The organism is Polaromonas sp. CG_23.6 (assembly GCF_029892315.1).
GTDB lineage: Bacteria > Pseudomonadota > Gammaproteobacteria > Burkholderiales > Burkholderiaceae_C > Polaromonas.
Genome location: NZ_JARXUY010000001.1, coordinates 1,842,371 through 1,860,668 on the forward strand (window position 1 = coordinate 1,842,371; position 18,298 = coordinate 1,860,668).

Sequence of the window (18,298 nt, forward strand, 5' to 3'; positions counted from 1 at the left end):
TTTCAGGAATGGTAGCACCGCCAACAGGCCGGCAAGAACTTGTTCTTGCTTCTATTTTTATAGCAAAGAAACAAGGTGATGTTAGCGAAAAGCCTGTTTTTATAAAATTTAATGCTGGCTGATGTGTCAGCCCTGGCGTTCATGACGCACTGTGTTCTTCGCCAAATTTTGCGCCAACGCAAAATTTGGCACCGCAGCAATAACGGCCCTTGGCTGAATGCTGCGCCAGATATTTCTGAACATTTCTGGCTGTGCCGATTTGTGCTTTCCCGGGCTTCAGCCCAACGCTTACATCGTCAGGGCATTACGGCCTATGAACCACTTGCACTGAACATCACAAACTAAGCCATAGAACAATTTACTCTGCAATGAAGGCAGGCCGGCATGAACAAGCTTTCAGACATTTCAATTGCAAACAAGCCCTGTGTCACCGTGACAGGCAAGTGCAAAAAATCCGCAATCCGCGCTCGTCAGTCCGGAAAGCTGCATGCCAGGTTTGCAGGTCACATCGCTTTCGGCGCGGCTGTACTTGTTTCACTGATGGCAGCCGCGACCGTTGCCAGCCATGACGTTCCCTTGGTCCTTGGAGGATTTTGAAATGAATGTTTCTGCTGAACCCCGTGGCGCAAGCGGATCAGACGGCGCAGCTGTTTCTATTGACGAAAACATTTCCAGCAAAGGGACTGCAGCATCGGTTCATCAACCCGATGCAGAGATTTCGACTACGCCATCGAACCAGGCTGTCGCGGACGAAGAACCCAATATGGCACTTGAACCCGATCTGCCTTCAGACGGCCGGGACGTTGTTGGCGAGGCCATGATCCGTGATTTGAAACAACGTCCCGAATTGCGCGAGTCGCCCAACCCGCCAGACCCATTTACTCAAGAAAATTGAAAGCAACATATGGCCACCAACCCAAACGTACCTCCTCCGGAACCTGTTCAGCCTTTGTCTACACCCCCTGAACCTGGGGAAGTGCAACCCACTCCAATGCCTATGATTTCCTGAACTGGCTCAGTTTCAAGCCAATCGGAAAAGTAACTTGACCCGCTGTTTATGGGGTTAGCAGGACTAAAGCATCAAATGCTTTGAAGTCTTTCAACTGTCATGTCTGTTTGGTCAGCAGTTAAGAATTTCCTTAATGCCATTTCAATAAATTCCTACAAAGCGGACTTGCTGTGTTGCTTAAAGTAAGTGCCAGACATTGGCGTTCTGTAGCTGCCTGTTTTTCGTTTCGGGTCGGTTGCCAATCTGTAGGGAGGGCATCGTGAAAACTTACAAGCCAGACAGCGGGCGAGAGTCGAAACCTTCGAGAAGCCAGCCAGAGCGTCCCGATAACGGCACTAAGGGCTGCAAAGAGCAGGGTCCGAATTCAGAGCAGTTGAAAGACAATCCACATAAATCGTTGGGTCTGGCACGTCACGCATGGTTGATCAATTAAAACACTGACGGCCAATGTCTTCCGGTTTTCATGCACAGCCGGATTGGATCAGTTGAAAGCCTGGATTTAAACATTTCAACCAAATCTTGGTTCCGGTTTTTCCCTGAAGATCGTAGAAGGGGTTTCAAGTTGAAAGTAAATTTTTAATACTTCAGCCTGTGGCGACCATTTAAAAAGCGTTGGCTAATTACCGCTATCTGCGCAAGCCGTCTGAATGCAACAGTTGATTATTTTCAGACAAAGTGCAAGCACAAAACAGCGCCTGAATTGCCCTTTGCTGCTGGCCGATACGGCTTTTTAGCGCTGCTTGGTACTTGCCTGGCCCCCTTTGCGACCGGCTATGCGCGCTTCTTCCGAAGTGAACTCATGCGCGTTGCCGCTTTGGTGTGCCGCCCTGCCACCTTCCCTGGCAATTTCACGCTGTCGCTTGGGGTCCATGGCCGCAAAGCCACGTTCGCCTTTTCCACCTGGATTGCCAGTGAATTTACTGTCTTGCTTGCTATTTGCCATTTCAGTATCTCCTTTAAATACACGCTTTGAAATTCGCAATCCATGTCAGCGCCTCATGGACGAAAGTAACCTGCGCTATATTTTTTGAATTATTGTTTTAAATATAATTTTTATCAATTTTGTCGATATTGGATGATTTTTTTGTGTAGGACAGCAGGAATCAAAAAGATCGGTTTTGTCTTGATCCGTGCAGATGTCTGGTCTTATTCCAAGACGCCAAGGCGAAAAATTCCTACATTTCGAGAAGCCGGTGTCTCATGTGTCAATTAAAAGAAGACCCGCTAAATTGACCACTGGCTGACAGTTAGTTAGCCGCCCCTCTTTTTCAAAGGAAACCCCTATGCATCCATCCAAACTGAAAACCGGAACCGCTGCTGCGCTGGCTCTGGTTGCTGCGCTGGCCCTTTCAGGCTGCAACAAGACATCAGACACTTCGACTCCCAGGACACCAGGGACTTCTTCCACCAGCCCGCCCATGGGTTCATCTGGTACCGGATCAGGGTCGATGGGAAATGGCTCCGCCATGCCGCCTGCCAAAGCCGCTAGCGGCTCTGGCGGCTGATACCAAATCAAATATATTTGATTCTCCAATTTTAAAAAAGCCTGATGCGCTCATCACGCATCAGGCTTTTTTGCCATGCAGTGGGTTCTGGCGCGTTTCAACCTTGCGCGACAGCACGCTCCGGATCCTTGCACCAGTCGCTCCAGCTGCCAGCGTACAGCGCCGTTCGTCCCAGTCCCGCAATTTCCATCGCCACCAGGTTGGGCAGGGCGCTGACGCCGCTGCCGCAGTGGTGAACCACGCTGGCCGGATCACGCTGACCCAGCAGGGCCATGAATTCGGCTTTCAATTGATCGGCAGGCTTGAATTTTCCGTCTGGCATCAGGTTCAAGCCAAAAGGGCGGTTGAGCGCCCCCGGAATATGCCCGGCGACCGGGTCAAGCGGCTCGATTTCTCCTTTGAAGCGCGGCGTGGCCCGTGCATCGATCAAGGTCTGGGTTGGACGGCCGAGCTGGCTGACAATGGTTTGCGCATCCACCAACAGGGCGCGTTCCGGTCCGGTCAGAAAGTTGGTCTGGAAGTGGCCAGGCTCTTCGCCGCTGTTGACTGCGCCGCCTGCTGCTTGCCAGGCCTGCAGACCGCCATCAAGCATGGCGACATTTTCATGGCCGGCCCATTTCAGCATCCACCACAAGCGGCCGCAGTAGTTGGCCTGGTTGCAGTCATAGACGACCGCCTGCATTTCATTGCCCATGCCGACGCTGGACAGCCAGGTGGCGAACTTTTCGCGGTTGGGCAGCGGATGGCGTCCTCCCGAGGCCGGCGCATCGGCGCCCGAGGCCGTAATCAACCCATGCGCACCGGGCACGCCGTGACGCGCCGTCAGGGCGGTTTCCAGATCCGCGTAGATGGCGCCGGGAATATGCGATTTCAGGTAGTTTTGCATTCCCGCGTGGGGCTGCATTAAATCAAAACTGCAGTCGAAGATGCGCAGTGGCTGACCGCTTTTCGTCAGGGCTTGCAATTGTTCGGCTGAAATCAGGGTGGTGTAGTTTGTCATGAGGGTTCCTTGGGTAAAGCAGTCTCAATGTTCTTCAGCCGGCGCATTGGGTGCCGCGCGGGCCCGCAGCATCGTGGCAGCCACAGCGCTGACAACGATCAGTGCCATGCCGGCCCAGCCCGTCAGGGGAATAGTGTCACCAAAAAGGACCAGGCTGTAGAGCGCGGCAAACACAATTCCCGAATATTGCAGATTGGCGACCATCAAGGTGCTGCCATGGTTTTTCGACATTGCGTAGGCCTTGGTCATGGCCAGTTGTCCGAGTGATGCCAGGATGCCGATGGGGGGCAGCCACAAAGCCTGCTCCCAGCTCCACGCCGAAGTGCCGGTCAGTGCCATGCCCAGGCCGCCCGCGACCGCGGTGCCAACGCCAAAGTAAAACACCGTGCGTATTTCGGGCTCTCCCATGCGTGAAATCGCCATGACCTGCATGTAGGCAAAGGCGGCACCCAACCCCGACAGCAGCCCAATCAGGCCGGCAAAACTCTGGTTCTGGTCCATCGCGGGGCGCAGCAGCATGACCACGCCGCCAAAGCTGGCCAGAATCGCCAACACCAGCGGACCCTGTTTCGGTCCCTTTTTGCCCGGCTTGCCAAGCATCAGCGCGCCGCCGACCAGAAAAGCGGCAATCCATACGCTGCTCATGTAGTTCAGCGTCATGGCAGTGGCCAGGGGCAAGTGGGCAATCGCATAAAACCAGGCCGACAGCGACATCACGCCGATCACGCTGCGCCAGGCGTGCATGGCCGGGTAGGCCGTGCGCAGGGACGTGCCGTGGACACGCGCATACATTGCCATGAAGACAACGCTCACCACGCCCCGGTAAAACACCAGTTCGGCGCTGGTGAAGTGCGCGGACGCAAACTTGACGCACACGCCCATGGAGGCGATCAGGAAAGCGGACAGGACCATCCAGACGGCTTGCATCGTTTGATTTTCGGATTTTGTGGGTTAAAAATGTCTTTTGCGCATGCCCAGCATGCGTGGGCAGCTATTCAATAAATAGCATCAAGCTGACGGATGCATGCCCTCAAATCATCTGGGTAGTTTTGCTGGCGCCCATTTCACGGCGGTACCACTCGTGAAAGTGCTGCATGCCGTCTTCCATCGGGCTCTGGTAGGGACCGAATTCGTTGTCGCCGCGCAGCATCAGCGCCTTGCGGCCGGCGTCCATGCGCAAGGCCAATTCATCGTCTTCCACGCAGGTTTCCATGTAGGCGGCCTGCTGGGCTTCGATGAACTCGCGCTCGAAGGCGCAGATTTCCTCGGGATAGAAAAATTCCACCACGTTCAGCGTCTTGTCCGGCCCTTGCGGGTGCAACGAGCTGACCACCAGCGTATGCGGGTACCACTCGATCATGATGTGCGGGTAGCACGTCAGCCAGATCGCACCGTACTTGGGCGGCTGGCCATTTCGGTACTGCAGCACCACGTCGTGCCAGAGCTTGTAAACATCGGTGCCAGGCTTGCCGAGTTTGTCGGACACACCCACGGTCTGCATGGAATATGTGGACGCCAGCTCCCAGCGCAGGTCGTCGGTGGTGACGAAGCCGCCCAGCCCGGGATGGAAGGGGCCGACGTGGTAGTCCTCCAGGTAGACCTCGATAAAGGTCTTCCAGTTGTAGTTGCATTCATGCCGATGCACCTTGTCGAGCTGATAACCCGAAAAATCCAGGTCAGCCATATGGCCCAGCGCTGCCATGTCGGTGGCCACATCGCGGCCGGTGTCTTCGAACACCAGGCCGTTCCAGGTCGTTGTCTTGTAGCGGTTCAGGTTCAGGCAGGGGTCAACTTCAAAATGCGGCGCACCAACCAGTTCGCCCGAGGTGTTGTAGGTCCAGCGGTGCAGCGGGCAGACGATGTTGCTGCCGGTGTTGCCCCGTCCCTGCAGCATGATGGACTGGCGATGCCGGCAGACGTTGGAAATCAGCTCGATGCCCGAGGCATTGCGCACCAGCGCGCGGCCATCGCCTTCCTGAGGCAGCGTGTAGTAATCGCCAAGGTTGGGCACAGCGAGTTCATGGCCCAGGTAACGCGGTCCGTGCGCAAACAGTTTTTGCTGTTCGCGCTGGTAAAGCCCGGTATCAAAATAGCTGGAAATGGGAAGCTGGCTGGTGGCTTGCAACAGCCGAAGGCTTTTATCGGTCATCGGGTTTCTCTCAACAGGCGGCCGAAGCCAGGCGAGGCAACGGTATAAAAGCCGGGTGAACAAGCAGGCAGTAAGCAGCCTGCGGACAAAAAATAGGGTGAATTCGCCATGTATATGGCCAGATCCGGCATCAAGAATGGTTATCAAGTGTACCTGCGCAGCCTGCCTTCAAGTGCCCATCTGCAGCCAGCGGGATAATGCCTGACCACCCGGCTTTGCGGGTGCCTACATTCAAAATAACTGCAAACCTTTAAAATCAGCCACAGAACCTTATTCACATGGCCAAAAGCTCCGCTTCCTCTACTGCCTCTTCGCCTGCGCCGGGCTTAACTGCCAGTGCCACGCCCTTGCCAGCGCTGCCTGCCACCTACGAGGCCGCGCTGCAGGAACTCGAAGGGCTGGTTGCACGGCTGGAATCTGGCCAGTTGCCGCTGGACCAGTTGCTCACGGGCTATCAGCGCGGCGCGCAGTTGCTCAAGTTTTGCCGGGACCGGCTCGAAGCAGTTGAAACCCAGATCAAGGTGCTCGAAGGCTCCGAGCTCAAACCCTGGACCCAGGCTTAGACCATTGTTTGGCATTTTCAATGCAACCCGCCCATGCTTGACCTTGCGCGTAGCGCTGCAGGCAAACATGCAGCGGGCTGGCTTGTACTGAATACGTTCCCATGTTTCCTGTTATCAACGGCGTCACCGCCCCAGCGCAAAAGACCACTGAATTGAACGCTCCTGAACATATTCCCCTGTTTGACCTGGACGCCTGGAGCGCTGGGCAACTCGCCGCCATCGAAGGCGCCTTGTCCCGATGGGTGGCCAGCCCGGCCGATGCGCCAGCACCGGCCGGCCTTGGTGACGCCATGCGCTATGCCGTTCTTGACGGCGGCAAGCGGCTGCGTCCGTTGCTGGTCATGGCGGCCTGCAACGCGGTCAATGGCGCTGCGCCGGTGGCTTTGCGTCCGGCCTGCGCGGTCGAGCTGATTCATGCCTACTCGCTGGTGCATGACGACATGCCGTGCATGGACAACGACGTATTGCGCCGCGGCAAGCCCACGGTGCATGTGCAGTTTGGCGAAGCGCAGGCGCTGCTGGCCGGCGATGCCCTGCAGGCGCTGGCGTTCGAGCTGCTGACCCCCGACGATGCGTCAGTCGACGCCGCGACGCAGGCGCGCCTGTGCCGCCTGCTGGCCATGGCGGCCGGTTATCAGGGCATGGCCGGCGGTCAAGCCATTGACCTGGCCAGCATTGGCTTGCCGCTGACCTCTGCACAATTGCACGAAATGCACCGCCTCAAGACCGGCGCATTGCTGCAAGCCAGTGTGATGATGGGCGCTGCCTGCGGCAGCGCCGCCCCGCTGGCGCTCGATGCCTTGCGGGACTACGGTGCCGCTATCGGCCTGGCGTTCCAGGTCGTCGACGACATTCTGGACGTGACGGCCGACGCCGCCACGCTGGGCAAGACAGCCGGCAAGGATGCGGCCCAAAACAAACCCACCTTCGTCTCGCTGATGGGGCTGGAGGCTTCGCAGCGCTATGCACAAGAATTGCTGGCAAAAGCCCTGGCCAGTCTTCAGGCCAGCCAGCTTGAAAATACCCACGCCTTGCGGGCACTGGCCGACATGCTGGTCAACCGGCAGCACTGATCACGGCCTGGCCCGGCCATAAAGGAAACACACCACGATGTACTCATTGCTCGAAACCATCAACAGTCCGGCTGACCTGCGCAGGCTGCCACGCGCGCAGATCAAGACGCTGGCCGACGAATTGCGCGCCTACGTGCTCGACAGCGTTTCCAAAACCGGTGGGCATCTAAGCTCCAACCTGGGCACGGTCGAACTGACGGTGGCCCTGCACTATGTCTTTAACACGCCCGACGACCGCCTGGTCTGGGACGTGGGCCACCAAACCTATCCGCACAAGATCCTGACGGGCCGACGCGAACGCATGGCCAGCTTGCGCCAGTTTGGCGGGCTGTCGGGTTTTCCGCGGCGCGACGAGAGCGAGTACGACACGTTCGGTACCGCGCATTCATCGACCTCGATCTCGGCAGCACTCGGCATGGCGCTGGCTTCGCAGTTCAAGGGCGAAGAGCGCAATGCCGTGGCCATCATCGGCGATGGCTCGATGAGCGCCGGCATGGCGTTTGAAGCGCTGAACAATGCCGGTGTGCATGACGACAGCCGCCTGCTGGTGGTGCTCAACGACAACGACATGAGCATCAGTCCGCCCGTGGGCGCGCTCAACCGCCACCTTGCGCAACTGATGAGCGGACGCTTCTATGCGTCGGCCCGGCAGGTCGGCAAGCAGGTGCTGCGCGTGGCGCCGCCGCTGTTGGAGTTGGCCCGTCGGCTCGAATCCCATGCCAAGGGCATGGTCGTGCCGGCTACGCTGTTCGAGAACTTTGGCTTCAACTACATCGGCCCGATCGACGGCCATGACCTGGAATCACTGATTCCCACGATGGAAAATATCAAGCACCTGCTGGCGACCGGCGCAGGGCCGCAGTTCCTGCATGTCGTGACGAAAAAAGGCCAGGGCTACAAGCTCGCCGAAGCCGATCCGATTGCCTATCACGGCCCCGGCAAGTTCGATCCATCCTTGGGCTTGCAGAAGTCCAGCACGCCCGCCAAGCAAACCTTTACCCAGGTGTTTGGCCGCTGGCTTTGCGACATGGCCGAGCACGACCCGCGCCTGGTCGGCATCACACCGGCCATGCGCGAAGGTTCGGGCATGGTGGAGTTCCACCGCCGCTTTCCCAAGCGATACCACGATGTCGGCATTGCCGAGCAGCATGCGGTGACCTTTGCCGCCGGCATGGCCTGCGAGGGCCTCAAGCCCGTGGTGGCGATTTACTCGACCTTTTTGCAGCGCGGCTACGACCAGCTGATTCACGACGTGGCGCTGCAAAACCTGCCGGTGGTGTTTGCCCTTGACCGCGCCGGGCTGGTGGGTGCCGATGGTGCCACCCATGCCGGTGCCTACGACATTCCATTTTTGCGCTGTATTCCCAACATGGGCATTGCCTGCCCGGCTGACGAAAACGAGTGCCGCAAATTGCTGACCAGCGCATTCGAGCAGAACTCGCCGGTGGCCGTTCGCTATCCGCGTGGCGCTGGCGTGGGTGTCGAGCCCGAGGCGGGTTTGAAGTCGCTTCCGTTTGGCAAGGGCGAGGTGCGCCGGGAAGGCCATCACATTGCCATTCTCGCTTTCGGAACGCTGCTGTACCCGGCGCTGCAGGCGGCTGAAAAGCTTGGCGCAACCGTTGTCAACATGCGCTGGGCCAAGCCGCTGGACACTGAACTGCTGCTGAAAATCGCCGCCAGCCATGAAGCCCTGGTGACAGTGGAAGAGGGTGCCGTCATGGGCGGTGCAGGCAGCGCAGTCGGTGAAGCATTGCAGGCAGCAGGCATTCTCAGGCCACTATTGCAGCTCGGGCTGTCCGACGAGTTCATTGAGCACGGTGACCCGGCTCATCTGCTCGCCTTGCAGGGCCTGGATGCCGCCGGCATTGAGGCCGCCATCCGCCAGCGTTTTGGTGACATCAAGGTTCACGACCCGCTGGCCAAGGTCATACTGAAATCGGTGGCCTGACCAAGCAGGGGCACAGAAGAACTTGTCCACCGCGTTTGGCACCTGCCTGCCGTTTTTGCGCTTTTCTACGGGTAACAACGGGGCGAAAGCGGTACAAAAACTGACAAAATGTCAGACAGGCCGCTACCGGCGGCCATCGTGACTGTCACGGGCATGGCCGCAAGAAATCTTGGGTGCTGACCGACAGGCAAATACGACACAAGCAATCGTTAACTTTTCAAAAAGAGAGCACTCATGGATCGTCGATCACTCATTAAAAACGCTGGCATTGCCGGTGTGCTGGCTGCAGGCATTGCACCCGCCGTGCATGCGCAGACCGCTGTTCGCTGGCGCATGGCGTCCAGCTTTCCCAAATCGCTGGACACCATTTTTGGCAGCGGCGAAATGTTCGCCAAGACGGTGAAAGCCCTGTCAGGCGGCAAGTTTGAAGTGTCGGTGCATGCGGCCGGCGAACTGATGCCGGCCTTTGGCGTCGTCGATGCCGTGCAAAACGGCACCGTCGAGATGGCGCAAACGGCGTCTTACTATTTCTCTGGCAAGGACCCGATTTTTGCTTTTGGCTGCGCCGTGCCTTTCGGCCTGACGGCCCGCCAGATGGATTCCTGGATGGAACACGGCAACGGCCGCAAGCTGATGGATGCGTTCTACGCCCAGTACAACATCAAGAGCCGCAGCGCCGGCAACACCGGCACCCAGATGGGCGGCTGGTACCGCAAGGAAATCAAGACTGTCGCTGACCTGAAGGGCCTGAAGATGCGCCTGGGCGGCGGGTTGTTCGGCGAAGCCATGCAAAAGCTCGGCGTCGTGCCGCAGAACATGCCGGCGGGCGAGGTGTACCAGGCTCTTGAAAAAGGCACGCTTGACGCGGTGGAGTTTGTCGGTCCTTACGACGACGAAAAGCTCGGCTTCAACAAGGTTGCGCCGTTTTATTACTACCCCGGCTGGTGGGAAGGCGGCGCCGAGCTGGAGTTCTTCATCAACACCAAAGCCTATGCAGCGCTGAGCCCCGAATTCCAGGCCATCGTCGATGCGGCCACCGCCGTTGCGGCCCGCGACATGACGGCCAAGTACGATGCCGTCAACCCGATTGCCCTGAAAAAGCTGGTCGGCGCCAAGACCCAGCTCAAGGCCTTCCCCAAAGCCATCATGGATGCCGGCTACAAGGCGTCGATGGAAGTGTTTGCCGAGCACGAGGCCAAGTCGCCCGAGTTCAAGAAGATTCATACCGACATGCGTGCGTTCCAGCGTGACCAGTTACTGTGGGCACGTTTCTCTGAATCGGCTTTCAGCAACTACATGGCGTCGGTCAAGATCTAAACGCTGACCAGTCAGTACCCGTTAAAAAGCCTGGCTGCATCTCTGCGGCCAGGCTTTTTTTGGTTTGGCCAACAGCGCCGGCCACCCGGTTCACCGTGAAAATCACCGGGCCGGCTTGGCGCTTCTCGCAAGCGCCTCCTGCATCGCCTTCATTGGATCGATTGCCTCGGCGGCTGGCGCTTCAGCATCGTTTTCTGCCGGTACTGCCTCGCCGCCAGGCATCTCCGGATCGACAGGAAAAGGCTCAGGTTCCGGCATGCGCAGGATGTCCATGATTTCCGAGTTGCTCAGGCTTTTTTCCTTCACGATGCCGCCGGTCACCAGTGACGGGTAGATCATGATGGAAGCCACCATGATCAGTTGCAGGCAGATGAAGGCGATGGAGCCCTTGTAAATCTCGTTGGTGGTGACGGCCTTGATGTTCTGGCCCGTCACGCGGTCCTTGTAGTCCTTTTTGGCCGCCACGCTGCGCAGGTAAAACAGCGCAAAGCCAAACGGCGGCGTCAGGAACGAGGTTTGCAGGTTCATGGCGATGATGACGCCAAACCAGATCATCGCCGCATCCGGCGTCATGCCCGGAACCAGGCCTGGCAGGATTTTTTCAGCCGCCGGCGCCAGCAGCGGAATCACGATGAAGGCGATTTCAAAGAAGTCGATGAACATGCCCAGGATGAACACCAGGATGTTCACGACGATCAAAAAGCCCCAGCCGCCGCCCGGAATGCTGTCAAACAGATGCTCGACCCAGATATGGCCGTCTGCGGCATTGAACACGAAGCTGAACACCGTCGAGCCGATCAGGATGAACAGCACGAACGACGCCAGCTTGGCCGTGTTGTCAAGCGCTTGCTTGAGCAGCGACCACGACAGGCGCCTTTTGCCAAGTCCCAGAATCAACGCGCCCAGCGCGCCCATGGCGCCGCCTTCGGTGGGTGTGGCCACGCCCAGAAAAATCGTGCCCAGCACCAGAAAGATCAGGATCAGTGGCGGCATCAGCACAAATGTCACCTGCTCGGCCAGACGCGACAGCAGGCCCAGGCGGCTGACCTTGTTGATGATGGCCAGCGCCAAGCCGGTCAGCGACGCCAGCGTCATCGACAGGATGACGATTTCATCCCCCGGTGCAGGCATGCTGCGCTCCAGCCAGACCGTCAGCAACTGGTTGTGCACCTGCGCCCAGCCAAAGCCGACTGCCGTGCAGATCAACGCCAGCACCAGCAAGGAACGGTGGCCCGAACTGCCCGTGGGCTCGCGGTAAATGCGCGCCTCCTGCGGCAGCGCCGGCACCAGGGCCGGTTTGAAGAGGGCCACCACGACGATGAACAGGATGTAAAGGCCAACCAGCAGCAGGCCGGGCACCAGCGCGCCCGAATACATGTCGCCCACTGATCGGCCGAGCTGGTCAGCCAGCACGATCAGCACCAGGGAAGGCGGAACCGCCTGCGCCAGCGTGCCCGACGCGGTGATGGCGCCTGTGGCAATCACCCGGCTGTAGCCATAGCGCAGCATGATGGGCAGCGAGATCAGGCCCATCGAGATCACCGCTGCGGCTACCACGCCGGTGGTGGCCGCCAGCAGCGCGCCCACCAGGATCACCGCGATGGCCAGTCCGCCGCGCAGCGGGCCAAACACCTGGCCGACGGTTTCCAGCAGGTCCTCGGCCATGCCGGAACGCTCCAGGATGATGCCCATGAAGGTGAAAAACGGAATCGCCAGCAGTGTGTCGTTCTGCATGATGCCGAAGATGCGCAGCGGCAGTGCCTGGAACAGTGCGGCCGGAAAAATTCCGGACTCAATGCCGATAAAGCCAAACCCCAGGCCGGCGGCAGCCAGTGCAAAAGCCACCGGAAAACCGGTCAGCAGCAGGAGCAAAAGCCCCCCGAACATGAGCGGCACAAACTGTTGTGCCAAAAAGGTGGTCTGCATTCAGGATTTCCCGGCCAGTTTGCGGGCGGCAACGGCCTCCAGCTCTTCAATGTGTTTTTGTTCGTCGGACTTGACGTCCTCGCCCGATATGACGTCCGGCCCCTGGCCTGTCAGAAACGCCACGCGCTTGATCAGCTCGGACAGGCCTTGCAGCATGAGCAGGGCAAAGCCCAGCGGCACCAGGCCGTACACCGGCCAGCGGATCAGGCCGCCGGCATTGTGCGACATTTCACCTGATTCCAGCGCCTGCATGAACAGCGGCCAGCTCAGCGAGATGATGATGACGCAAAACGGGAACAGCACCGCCAGGATGCCAACAACGTCGATCCAGTTGCGTGTCCGGTCACTGAAGCGCGAGGAAAGAAAATCGATGCGCACATGTGAATTTTTCAGCAAACCGTAGCCAGCGCCTAGCAGAAACACCCCGGCAAACAGGTACCACTGGATTTCAAGCAGCGCGTTTGAACTGGAGTCGAAGATTTTTCGAACGATGGCATTGCCTGCGCTGATCAGCGTGGTCGCCAGGATCAGCCACATGGTGACTTTCCCGACCAGGGTGTTCAGGCCATCCACGGCCTGTGAGAGTTTAAGTAATGCGCGCAATTTTTTGTCTCCGGATTAAAGAACGACGTCACATCAAGCGATCAGGCCAGGCTGGATGAGTCTGGTCGATACAGTTTTGTGTAACGGGAAGGATTCTAAAGAACTGTTTTGCCACTGATGAACAGTGTTGTCCCTTGAAGCCTTTTTTTTATTGCGCGGGCCCGCTGAATTCGAAGCGATAGCGATCTGACCGGCAACCGCTTTAAGCAAAAAGCAAAATTCCCTGTGGTGAGCTTGCTATTTAATTAATAGCTGTAAACGATTTTGCAGCATGCGAAAAATGCCTTTTTTATATAAATTTGGCCAGCAGGTCAGAGTGGTTCTGGGTTGGTGGCGTGGCGCTGGCCTTCCTGCGCGCCAGTCACCGGGTTTGCTGCGCTGAAAATCAGACGACTTCGACGCCGCTGCCCTCGACCATCGTGCCTATCTGGCGCGCGCCTTCAAAGCCGTGGCGTTGAAAGCACGCCAGCACTGCATCGGCTGCCTCGGGCGCGCAGGCCACCAGCAGGCCGCCGCTGGTTTGCGGGTCGCTCAGCAGGGCTTTGCGGGCCACGCTGATATCGGCCGGCAGTGAAACTTCTGCGCTGTAGCCTTCCCAGTTGCGGCCTGAAGCGCCGGTGACCATGCCTTGCTCCGCGAGTTCGAGCACGCCGGGCAGCAGCGGAACCTGGTCGAGCTGAATCTGCATTTTGAGCGCGGCGCCGCGCGCCAGTTCAAGCCCATGGCCGAGCAAACCAAAGCCGGTCACGTCGGTCAAGGCATGCACCGCATCCATCTTTGACAACTCAATGCCCGGCTTGTTCAGCTGGGTGGTGACGGCAATCATCTGTGCGTAGCCTTCGGCGCTCAGCGCTTCTTTTTTCAGCGCGGCCGACAAGATGCCGACGCCCAGCGGCTTGCCCAGAATCAGCACGTCGCCCAGCTTGGCACCGGAGTTTTTCTTGACCTGCGAAGGATGGATCAGCCCCATCACCACCAAACCGTAAATCGGCTCGACCGAGTCAATCGTATGGCCGCCCGCGATCGGAATGCCGGCATCGCGGCACACGTCCTGGCCACCGCGCAAGATGGCGCCTATGGTTTCCAGGGGCAGCACGTTGATCGGCATGCCAACGATGCCCAGCGCCATGATGGGCGTGCCGCCCATGGCGTACACGTCGCTGATGGCGTTGGTCGCGGCAATGCGGCCGAATTCATAGGGGTCGTCAACGATCGGCATGAAGAAGTCGGTGGTGGCAATCAGGGCCTGCTCGTCGTTGAGCTTGTAAACCGCGGCATCGTCGGCGGTTTCAATGCCTACCAGCAGCTCGGGTGGCAAGTTCAGCCCCGGCATATTGCTGGAATTTTTCAGGATTTCACTGAGCACGCCAGGCGCAATCTTGCAGCCGCAGCCGCCGCCGTGCGACAGGCTGGTCAGGCGGGGGACAGCGGGAATTTTCAGGGTGTCGGATGTCGTCATCAGGATGCTTTCAAAGGCGAAAAAGACAGGGTAGGCCGGTCGCGCAGGCTGTCAGGGGCACCCAGCGCAGAAGCCAGCAAGTTTATGACAAGGCGCTTTTCTTGCTGTGGCGAAAACAAGACTGCCCGTGCGCTGCACTGGCTTTGCAGCAGCGCCAGAAAATCCGGCTCCGCCGCGCAGCGCCGCACCAGCGCCGCCAGCTGCGCATCATGGCCGGGTGAAAAGTAACCGGCATAGGTTTCGCCGAGCATTCCGATGTTGCCGCTGATGCGCGTCGCCAGCACCGGCGTGCCCGACTGCACGGCTTCCAGAATGACCTGCGCGCCGCCCTCCATCAGCGAGCAGTTCACCAGGACGTGCGCGCGCTTGATGCGCTGGCGGGTGGCCGCGCGGCTCAAGCCGCCAAACCAGCGGTAGCGCGCGGTGTGTTGTTCCGTGGCGCGGGCAGCGACTGCAAAAGTCGGCGCCAGCGCCATGCCGATCTGTTCAAAATGAACACCGGCGGCAAAGTCACAGGCCGCAGCCCGCATGAAGGTCAGCGGGTCTTTTTCGTCACGCAGATGGCCGACCATGAGCACGCCAAAACGGCGGGTGGACTTGTCGGCAGGCTTCAACGCCGGGGCTGACTGGTAAATCACCTGTGTCTTGCTCCGCCACACTTCCGGCAATGCCGCCAGTCCGGCGTCCTGCAGCACCACCAGATGCGTCGCCAGCGCCAGCGACTGCTGCGCTTGAGCATCATTGTGGATGTCGCGGTACAGGTCGGTGCCGGTCAGCACCACAACCAGCGGTTTGTCGGGCCAGGCCTTGGCCCAGGCCCGGATCGAAGCTGCCGAACGCAGGGCGTGCAGCGCCACCAGCGCTTGTGGTGTGCGCTGCAGCAACGGCGATGGCCAGTGCGGCAACAGCGCAATGTCACAATGATTCGACAAGAAATTTGCCCAGCGGTAAGCTGTGTGCCAGTTGCCGTTATTTGATTCGGCCATCGCCGGGCTTACCAGGACCACTGTTTTGGCTTTAGATTCCATACCCAATACATCACCCAATTTGATCGATTCACCTCTCATGCGCAAGGCGGACCGGGAACTCCTGTCGCTCGCGCTGATGGACGCGCGCAATCATACGCTGCACCTTTTCGGGCAGTACCAGAACGCGTTGGAGAAAACCGGATTTGCCGTGCCCCTGCTTGCCACGCTGAATCCGCCGCTGTGGGAACTGGGCCATGTGGCCTGGTTTCAGGAGCGCTGGATTGGCCGCAACCTGCAGCGGGCGCGGGGCACGCGTTGCGACCCGGCACAGGCCCGCCAGGCGTCCATCGAGCCCAACGCAGACCGCTGGTGGGATTCGGACCAGGTGCCGCATGATTCGCGCTGGACACTGGATGTCCCGGACATGGCCAATTGCCGGGCGTATCTGTTGAACACGCTGGAAAGCACACTGGAGTTGCTTGAAAAAGCCGACAGCGACGATGACGCCTTGTACTTTTACCGCCTGTGCCTGTTTCATGAAGACATGCACGGCGAAGCGCTGACCATCATGGCGCAGACCATTGGCTTGCCGCTGGACAAGCCCTTGCAGTCGGCCTTTACGCCACCACCGATGGCGCTGCGCGAGCCAATGCTGATTCCTGCCACGACCTGGCAGATGGGCACTGCCTCAGGCGCCGGCGCCGGTTCAGGGTTCGCGTTTGACAACGAAAAGCAGGGCCACACCGTCAACGTGCCCGAGTTTGAAATTGACGCCCAGGCTGTGACCTGGGCGCAGTACGTCGAGTTTGTGGCCGATGGCGGTTACGACCGGCAGGAATTGTGGCACCCGGACGGCTGGCAATGGCTGCAGGCGCAAGCGGCGAGCGAGGGCCGCCGGGGGCCGCGTTACGTCGAGCAGATCGGCATCGGCAGCGGTGCGGTCATCCAGACGCGGTTTGGCCAGCCCATGCGCATGCAGGGCACCCAGCCCGCCATGCACATGACCTGGTGGGAAGCCGACGCCTGGTGCCGCTGGGCCGGCCGCCGGCTGCCCGCCGAGGTGGAATGGGAAGTGGCGGCCCACACCGCGTCGCGCCGGGGTTTTCGCTGGGGCGGGGTGTGGGAGTGGATGGGCACGACGTTCCGGCCTTATCCGGGTTTTGCGCCAGATCCGTACCAAACCTATTCTGAGCCCTGGTTCGGCACGCACAAGGTGTTGCGCGGCGGCTCGTTTGCGACCCGTGCGCGCATGAAATATCCGAAATACCGTAATTTCTATATGCCTGGGCGGGACGATATGTTTTGTGGGTTCAGGTCTTGCGCGCTATGAAATAAATAACTGCTTACCCAATCTGGTATTGCGCCGGAAGCTTATTTGGTTTGATATCTGTTTTGTCATTGCGGACTTGATCCGCAATCCATGACCCGGCTGGGTGAAAGGCATGGTTCCCGGGTCGGGTCCGAAATAGTATGGATTTCCTGTGTTGCGCCGTCATCTGAATCGTCAAACAGACGCGCATTTCGTGGGAAAACATGGCTGCTCCTGCTTGGCGGCTTGAAAAGTTGCTATCACGCAGCCATGCTGTGTCGTCACACTTTGCGCAGCAACCCACCCATCCTCAAGCCGCTTTCGCTTTGCGGTAGCTCCACCAAGGCAACAGCGCGCGCAGGGACAGCACCTTGCCGCTCCCGGCCTGCGCGCCGCTGTAGCCGGGCAGCTGGTTCAGCGTGGTTTGCCATTCGTCGCTTTGCAGTTCCTTGATCAGCGCCTGCACTTGCGGCGTGGGCAGTTCGGAGTTCAGGCAGACCAGGTGGTAGCGCTCTTGCACCAGGGGCACAAACCCCAGGCCTTTTTCCCGGGCGGCGGCTTCGATGCCCAGGCCGGCGTCGGCCGCGCCGCTGGCAATGGCTTGCGCCACGGCGGTGTGCGACGGTTCCTGGCTGTCGTAGCCTTCAATAGCGGACGGCGCCAGGCCGGCTTCGGCCAGCAGGTCGTCAAGCAGTACACGCGTTCCCGTACCTTCGGACCGGTTGACATAGCGCATGCCGGGCAGCGCCAGATCGGCCAGCCCCTCAATTTGCAGCGGATTATGTCTGGCCACCATCAGGCCTTGCTTGCGGTGTGCAAAGCCGATCAGCTTGTGCAGGCCGGGCTTGAGCAAACTGCGGTAGGTGCGCGCCGACGCCGAAATGGCGCGCCGGCTGGTCGCGGACGTGAAACCCGGCCATCATGCAGCGCCCGTCGTTCAGCGCTGCCATGGCATCGACGCTGCCCATGAAGCGAATGTCCAGGTGCAGGCCGTGTGCGCTGGTCTGGTCGCGCAACGCCGACAGCGCCGCGTCGTGGCTGGCAAACAGGGTCAGCACATGGGCGTTGTCGTCAAAAGCGGTTGAAAAAGCGCGTTCGATGTCGCCACGCAGGGCTTCGATCTGCGGTGCCAGCCGGGCCTGCGCCTGGCGTTCGGCCCAGAGCAGCTTTTCGCCGAATTCCGTCAGGCGCGCGCGCTGGCCCTTGTCCCAGACGATCAGGCTGCGGCCCAGCGTCTGCTCCCATTCCTTGAGCGCGCCCCAGACATGGCGGTAAGAAAAGTCGAGCGCCTTGGCGGCTTTTGAGATCGAGCCCTGCTCGCTGACGGCATGCAGGATGTCCATCATCGGGTTGCGGATCAGCGCGTCTTTGCCGCGCTGGGGGCTCAGGAGGTAAGAGAGTTCGACTTTGTGCATGCATGGGGTGTGCACGGATTATCGATGCGGGCCATGGCGCTGCACGGTTTGTCG

At 59.4% G+C, this 18,298-nt stretch carries 17 protein-coding genes and 1 pseudogene; 9 read left to right on the forward strand and 9 right to left on the reverse strand.

Going from position 1 to position 18,298, the window contains the following annotated elements; translation table 11 throughout:
* The first annotated feature begins 111 nt into the window (after positions 1 to 111).
* Genes H4V98_RS08685 through H4V98_RS08695 form a run of 3 tightly spaced genes read left to right on the forward strand, consistent with a single transcriptional unit; the run spans position 112 to position 895 of the window.
* Entirely contained in the window at positions 112 to 345 is a 234-nt protein-coding gene (locus H4V98_RS08685; RefSeq protein WP_196862871.1) for a hypothetical protein, read from the forward strand.
* A gap of 39 nt (positions 346 to 384) precedes the next feature.
* Complete coding sequence (locus H4V98_RS08690) at positions 385 to 597, forward strand: hypothetical protein (RefSeq protein WP_196862870.1); 213 nt, start codon at positions 385 to 387, stop codon at positions 595 to 597.
* 1 nt (position 598) lies between these two features.
* A complete protein-coding gene (locus tag H4V98_RS08695; RefSeq protein ID WP_196862869.1) occupies positions 599 to 895 on the forward strand; it encodes a hypothetical protein in 297 nt (98 codons plus the stop codon).
* Positions 896 to 1,739: 844 nt separating this feature from the next.
* On the opposite strand, the gene H4V98_RS08700 is transcribed toward H4V98_RS08695, so the two are convergent.
* Positions 1,740 to 1,952, reverse strand: a complete 213-nt coding sequence (locus H4V98_RS08700; protein WP_196862868.1) for a KGG domain-containing protein — start codon at positions 1,950 to 1,952, stop codon at positions 1,740 to 1,742.
* 340 nt (positions 1,953 to 2,292) lie between these two features.
* Between H4V98_RS08700 and H4V98_RS08705 the strand changes: the two genes are divergently transcribed.
* A complete protein-coding gene (locus H4V98_RS08705; protein ID WP_196862867.1) occupies positions 2,293 to 2,514 on the forward strand; it encodes a hypothetical protein in 222 nt (73 codons plus the stop codon).
* Positions 2,515 to 2,611: 97 nt separating this feature from the next.
* On the opposite strand, the gene H4V98_RS08710 is transcribed toward H4V98_RS08705, so the two are convergent.
* The 3 genes from H4V98_RS08710 to H4V98_RS08720 all read right to left on the reverse strand — a co-directional run bounded on the left by H4V98_RS08710 (position 2,612) and on the right by H4V98_RS08720 (position 5,663).
* Complete coding sequence (locus tag H4V98_RS08710) at positions 2,612 to 3,514, reverse strand: sulfurtransferase (protein ID WP_196862866.1); 903 nt, start codon at positions 3,512 to 3,514, stop codon at positions 2,612 to 2,614.
* A gap of 24 nt (positions 3,515 to 3,538) precedes the next feature.
* Positions 3,539 to 4,441: a DMT family transporter gene (locus H4V98_RS08715; protein WP_196862865.1), complete on the reverse strand. Its 903-nt coding sequence runs from the start codon at positions 4,439 to 4,441 to the stop codon at positions 3,539 to 3,541.
* Positions 4,442 to 4,544: 103 nt separating this feature from the next.
* Positions 4,545 to 5,663: an aromatic ring-hydroxylating dioxygenase subunit alpha gene (locus H4V98_RS08720; protein WP_196862864.1), complete on the reverse strand. Its 1,119-nt coding sequence runs from the start codon at positions 5,661 to 5,663 to the stop codon at positions 4,545 to 4,547.
* A 278-nt stretch (positions 5,664 to 5,941) separates the two neighbouring features.
* On the opposite strand from H4V98_RS08720, the gene xseB reads away from it, so the two are divergent.
* The 4 genes from xseB (at position 5,942) to H4V98_RS08740 (ending at position 10,564) form a co-directional block, all read left to right on the forward strand.
* Positions 5,942 to 6,226, forward strand: a complete 285-nt coding sequence (gene xseB / locus H4V98_RS08725) for an exodeoxyribonuclease VII small subunit (protein WP_196862863.1) — start codon at positions 5,942 to 5,944, stop codon at positions 6,224 to 6,226.
* 101 nt (positions 6,227 to 6,327) lie between these two features.
* Entirely contained in the window at positions 6,328 to 7,299 is a 972-nt protein-coding gene (locus H4V98_RS08730; RefSeq protein WP_196862862.1) for a polyprenyl synthetase family protein, read from the forward strand.
* Between the two features lie 37 nt (positions 7,300 to 7,336).
* The gene (gene dxs, locus H4V98_RS08735) at positions 7,337 to 9,247 is read left to right on the forward strand and encodes a 1-deoxy-D-xylulose-5-phosphate synthase (RefSeq protein WP_196862861.1); all 1,911 of its coding nucleotides are present in this window, start codon (positions 7,337 to 7,339) and stop codon (positions 9,245 to 9,247) included.
* 234 nt (positions 9,248 to 9,481) lie between these two features.
* Entirely contained in the window at positions 9,482 to 10,564 is a 1,083-nt protein-coding gene (locus H4V98_RS08740; protein WP_196862860.1) for a TRAP transporter substrate-binding protein, read from the forward strand.
* Positions 10,565 to 10,666: 102 nt separating this feature from the next.
* Here H4V98_RS08740 and H4V98_RS08745 read toward each other — a convergent pair whose 3' ends face one another.
* The 4 genes from H4V98_RS08745 to senB form a co-directional block, all read right to left on the reverse strand.
* Positions 10,667 to 12,490: a TRAP transporter large permease subunit gene (locus H4V98_RS08745; RefSeq protein WP_196862859.1), complete on the reverse strand. Its 1,824-nt coding sequence runs from the start codon at positions 12,488 to 12,490 to the stop codon at positions 10,667 to 10,669.
* The gene (locus H4V98_RS08750; protein ID WP_196862858.1) at positions 12,491 to 13,093 is read right to left on the reverse strand and encodes a TRAP transporter small permease subunit; all 603 of its coding nucleotides are present in this window, start codon (positions 13,091 to 13,093) and stop codon (positions 12,491 to 12,493) included. It lies immediately after the preceding gene.
* Between the two features lie 385 nt (positions 13,094 to 13,478).
* The gene (gene selD / locus H4V98_RS08755) at positions 13,479 to 14,552 is read right to left on the reverse strand and encodes a selenide, water dikinase SelD (RefSeq protein ID WP_196862857.1); all 1,074 of its coding nucleotides are present in this window, start codon (positions 14,550 to 14,552) and stop codon (positions 13,479 to 13,481) included.
* Complete coding sequence (gene senB / locus H4V98_RS08760; RefSeq protein ID WP_348535222.1) at positions 14,552 to 15,619, reverse strand: selenoneine biosynthesis selenosugar synthase SenB; 1,068 nt, start codon at positions 15,617 to 15,619, stop codon at positions 14,552 to 14,554. Before senB ends, selD begins: the two co-directional genes overlap by 1 nt.
* Here senB and senA point away from each other — a divergent pair.
* Complete coding sequence (senA, locus tag H4V98_RS08765) at positions 15,618 to 16,850, forward strand: selenoneine synthase SenA (protein WP_196862929.1); 1,233 nt, start codon at positions 15,618 to 15,620, stop codon at positions 16,848 to 16,850. The genes senB and senA overlap by 2 nt on opposite strands.
* Before the next feature lie 289 nt (positions 16,851 to 17,139).
* On the opposite strand, the pseudogene H4V98_RS08770 reads toward senA, so the two are convergent.
* Positions 17,140 to 18,244 (reverse strand): annotated as a pseudogene (locus tag H4V98_RS08770) (substrate-binding domain-containing protein).
* Positions 18,245 to 18,298 lie beyond the last annotated feature (54 nt).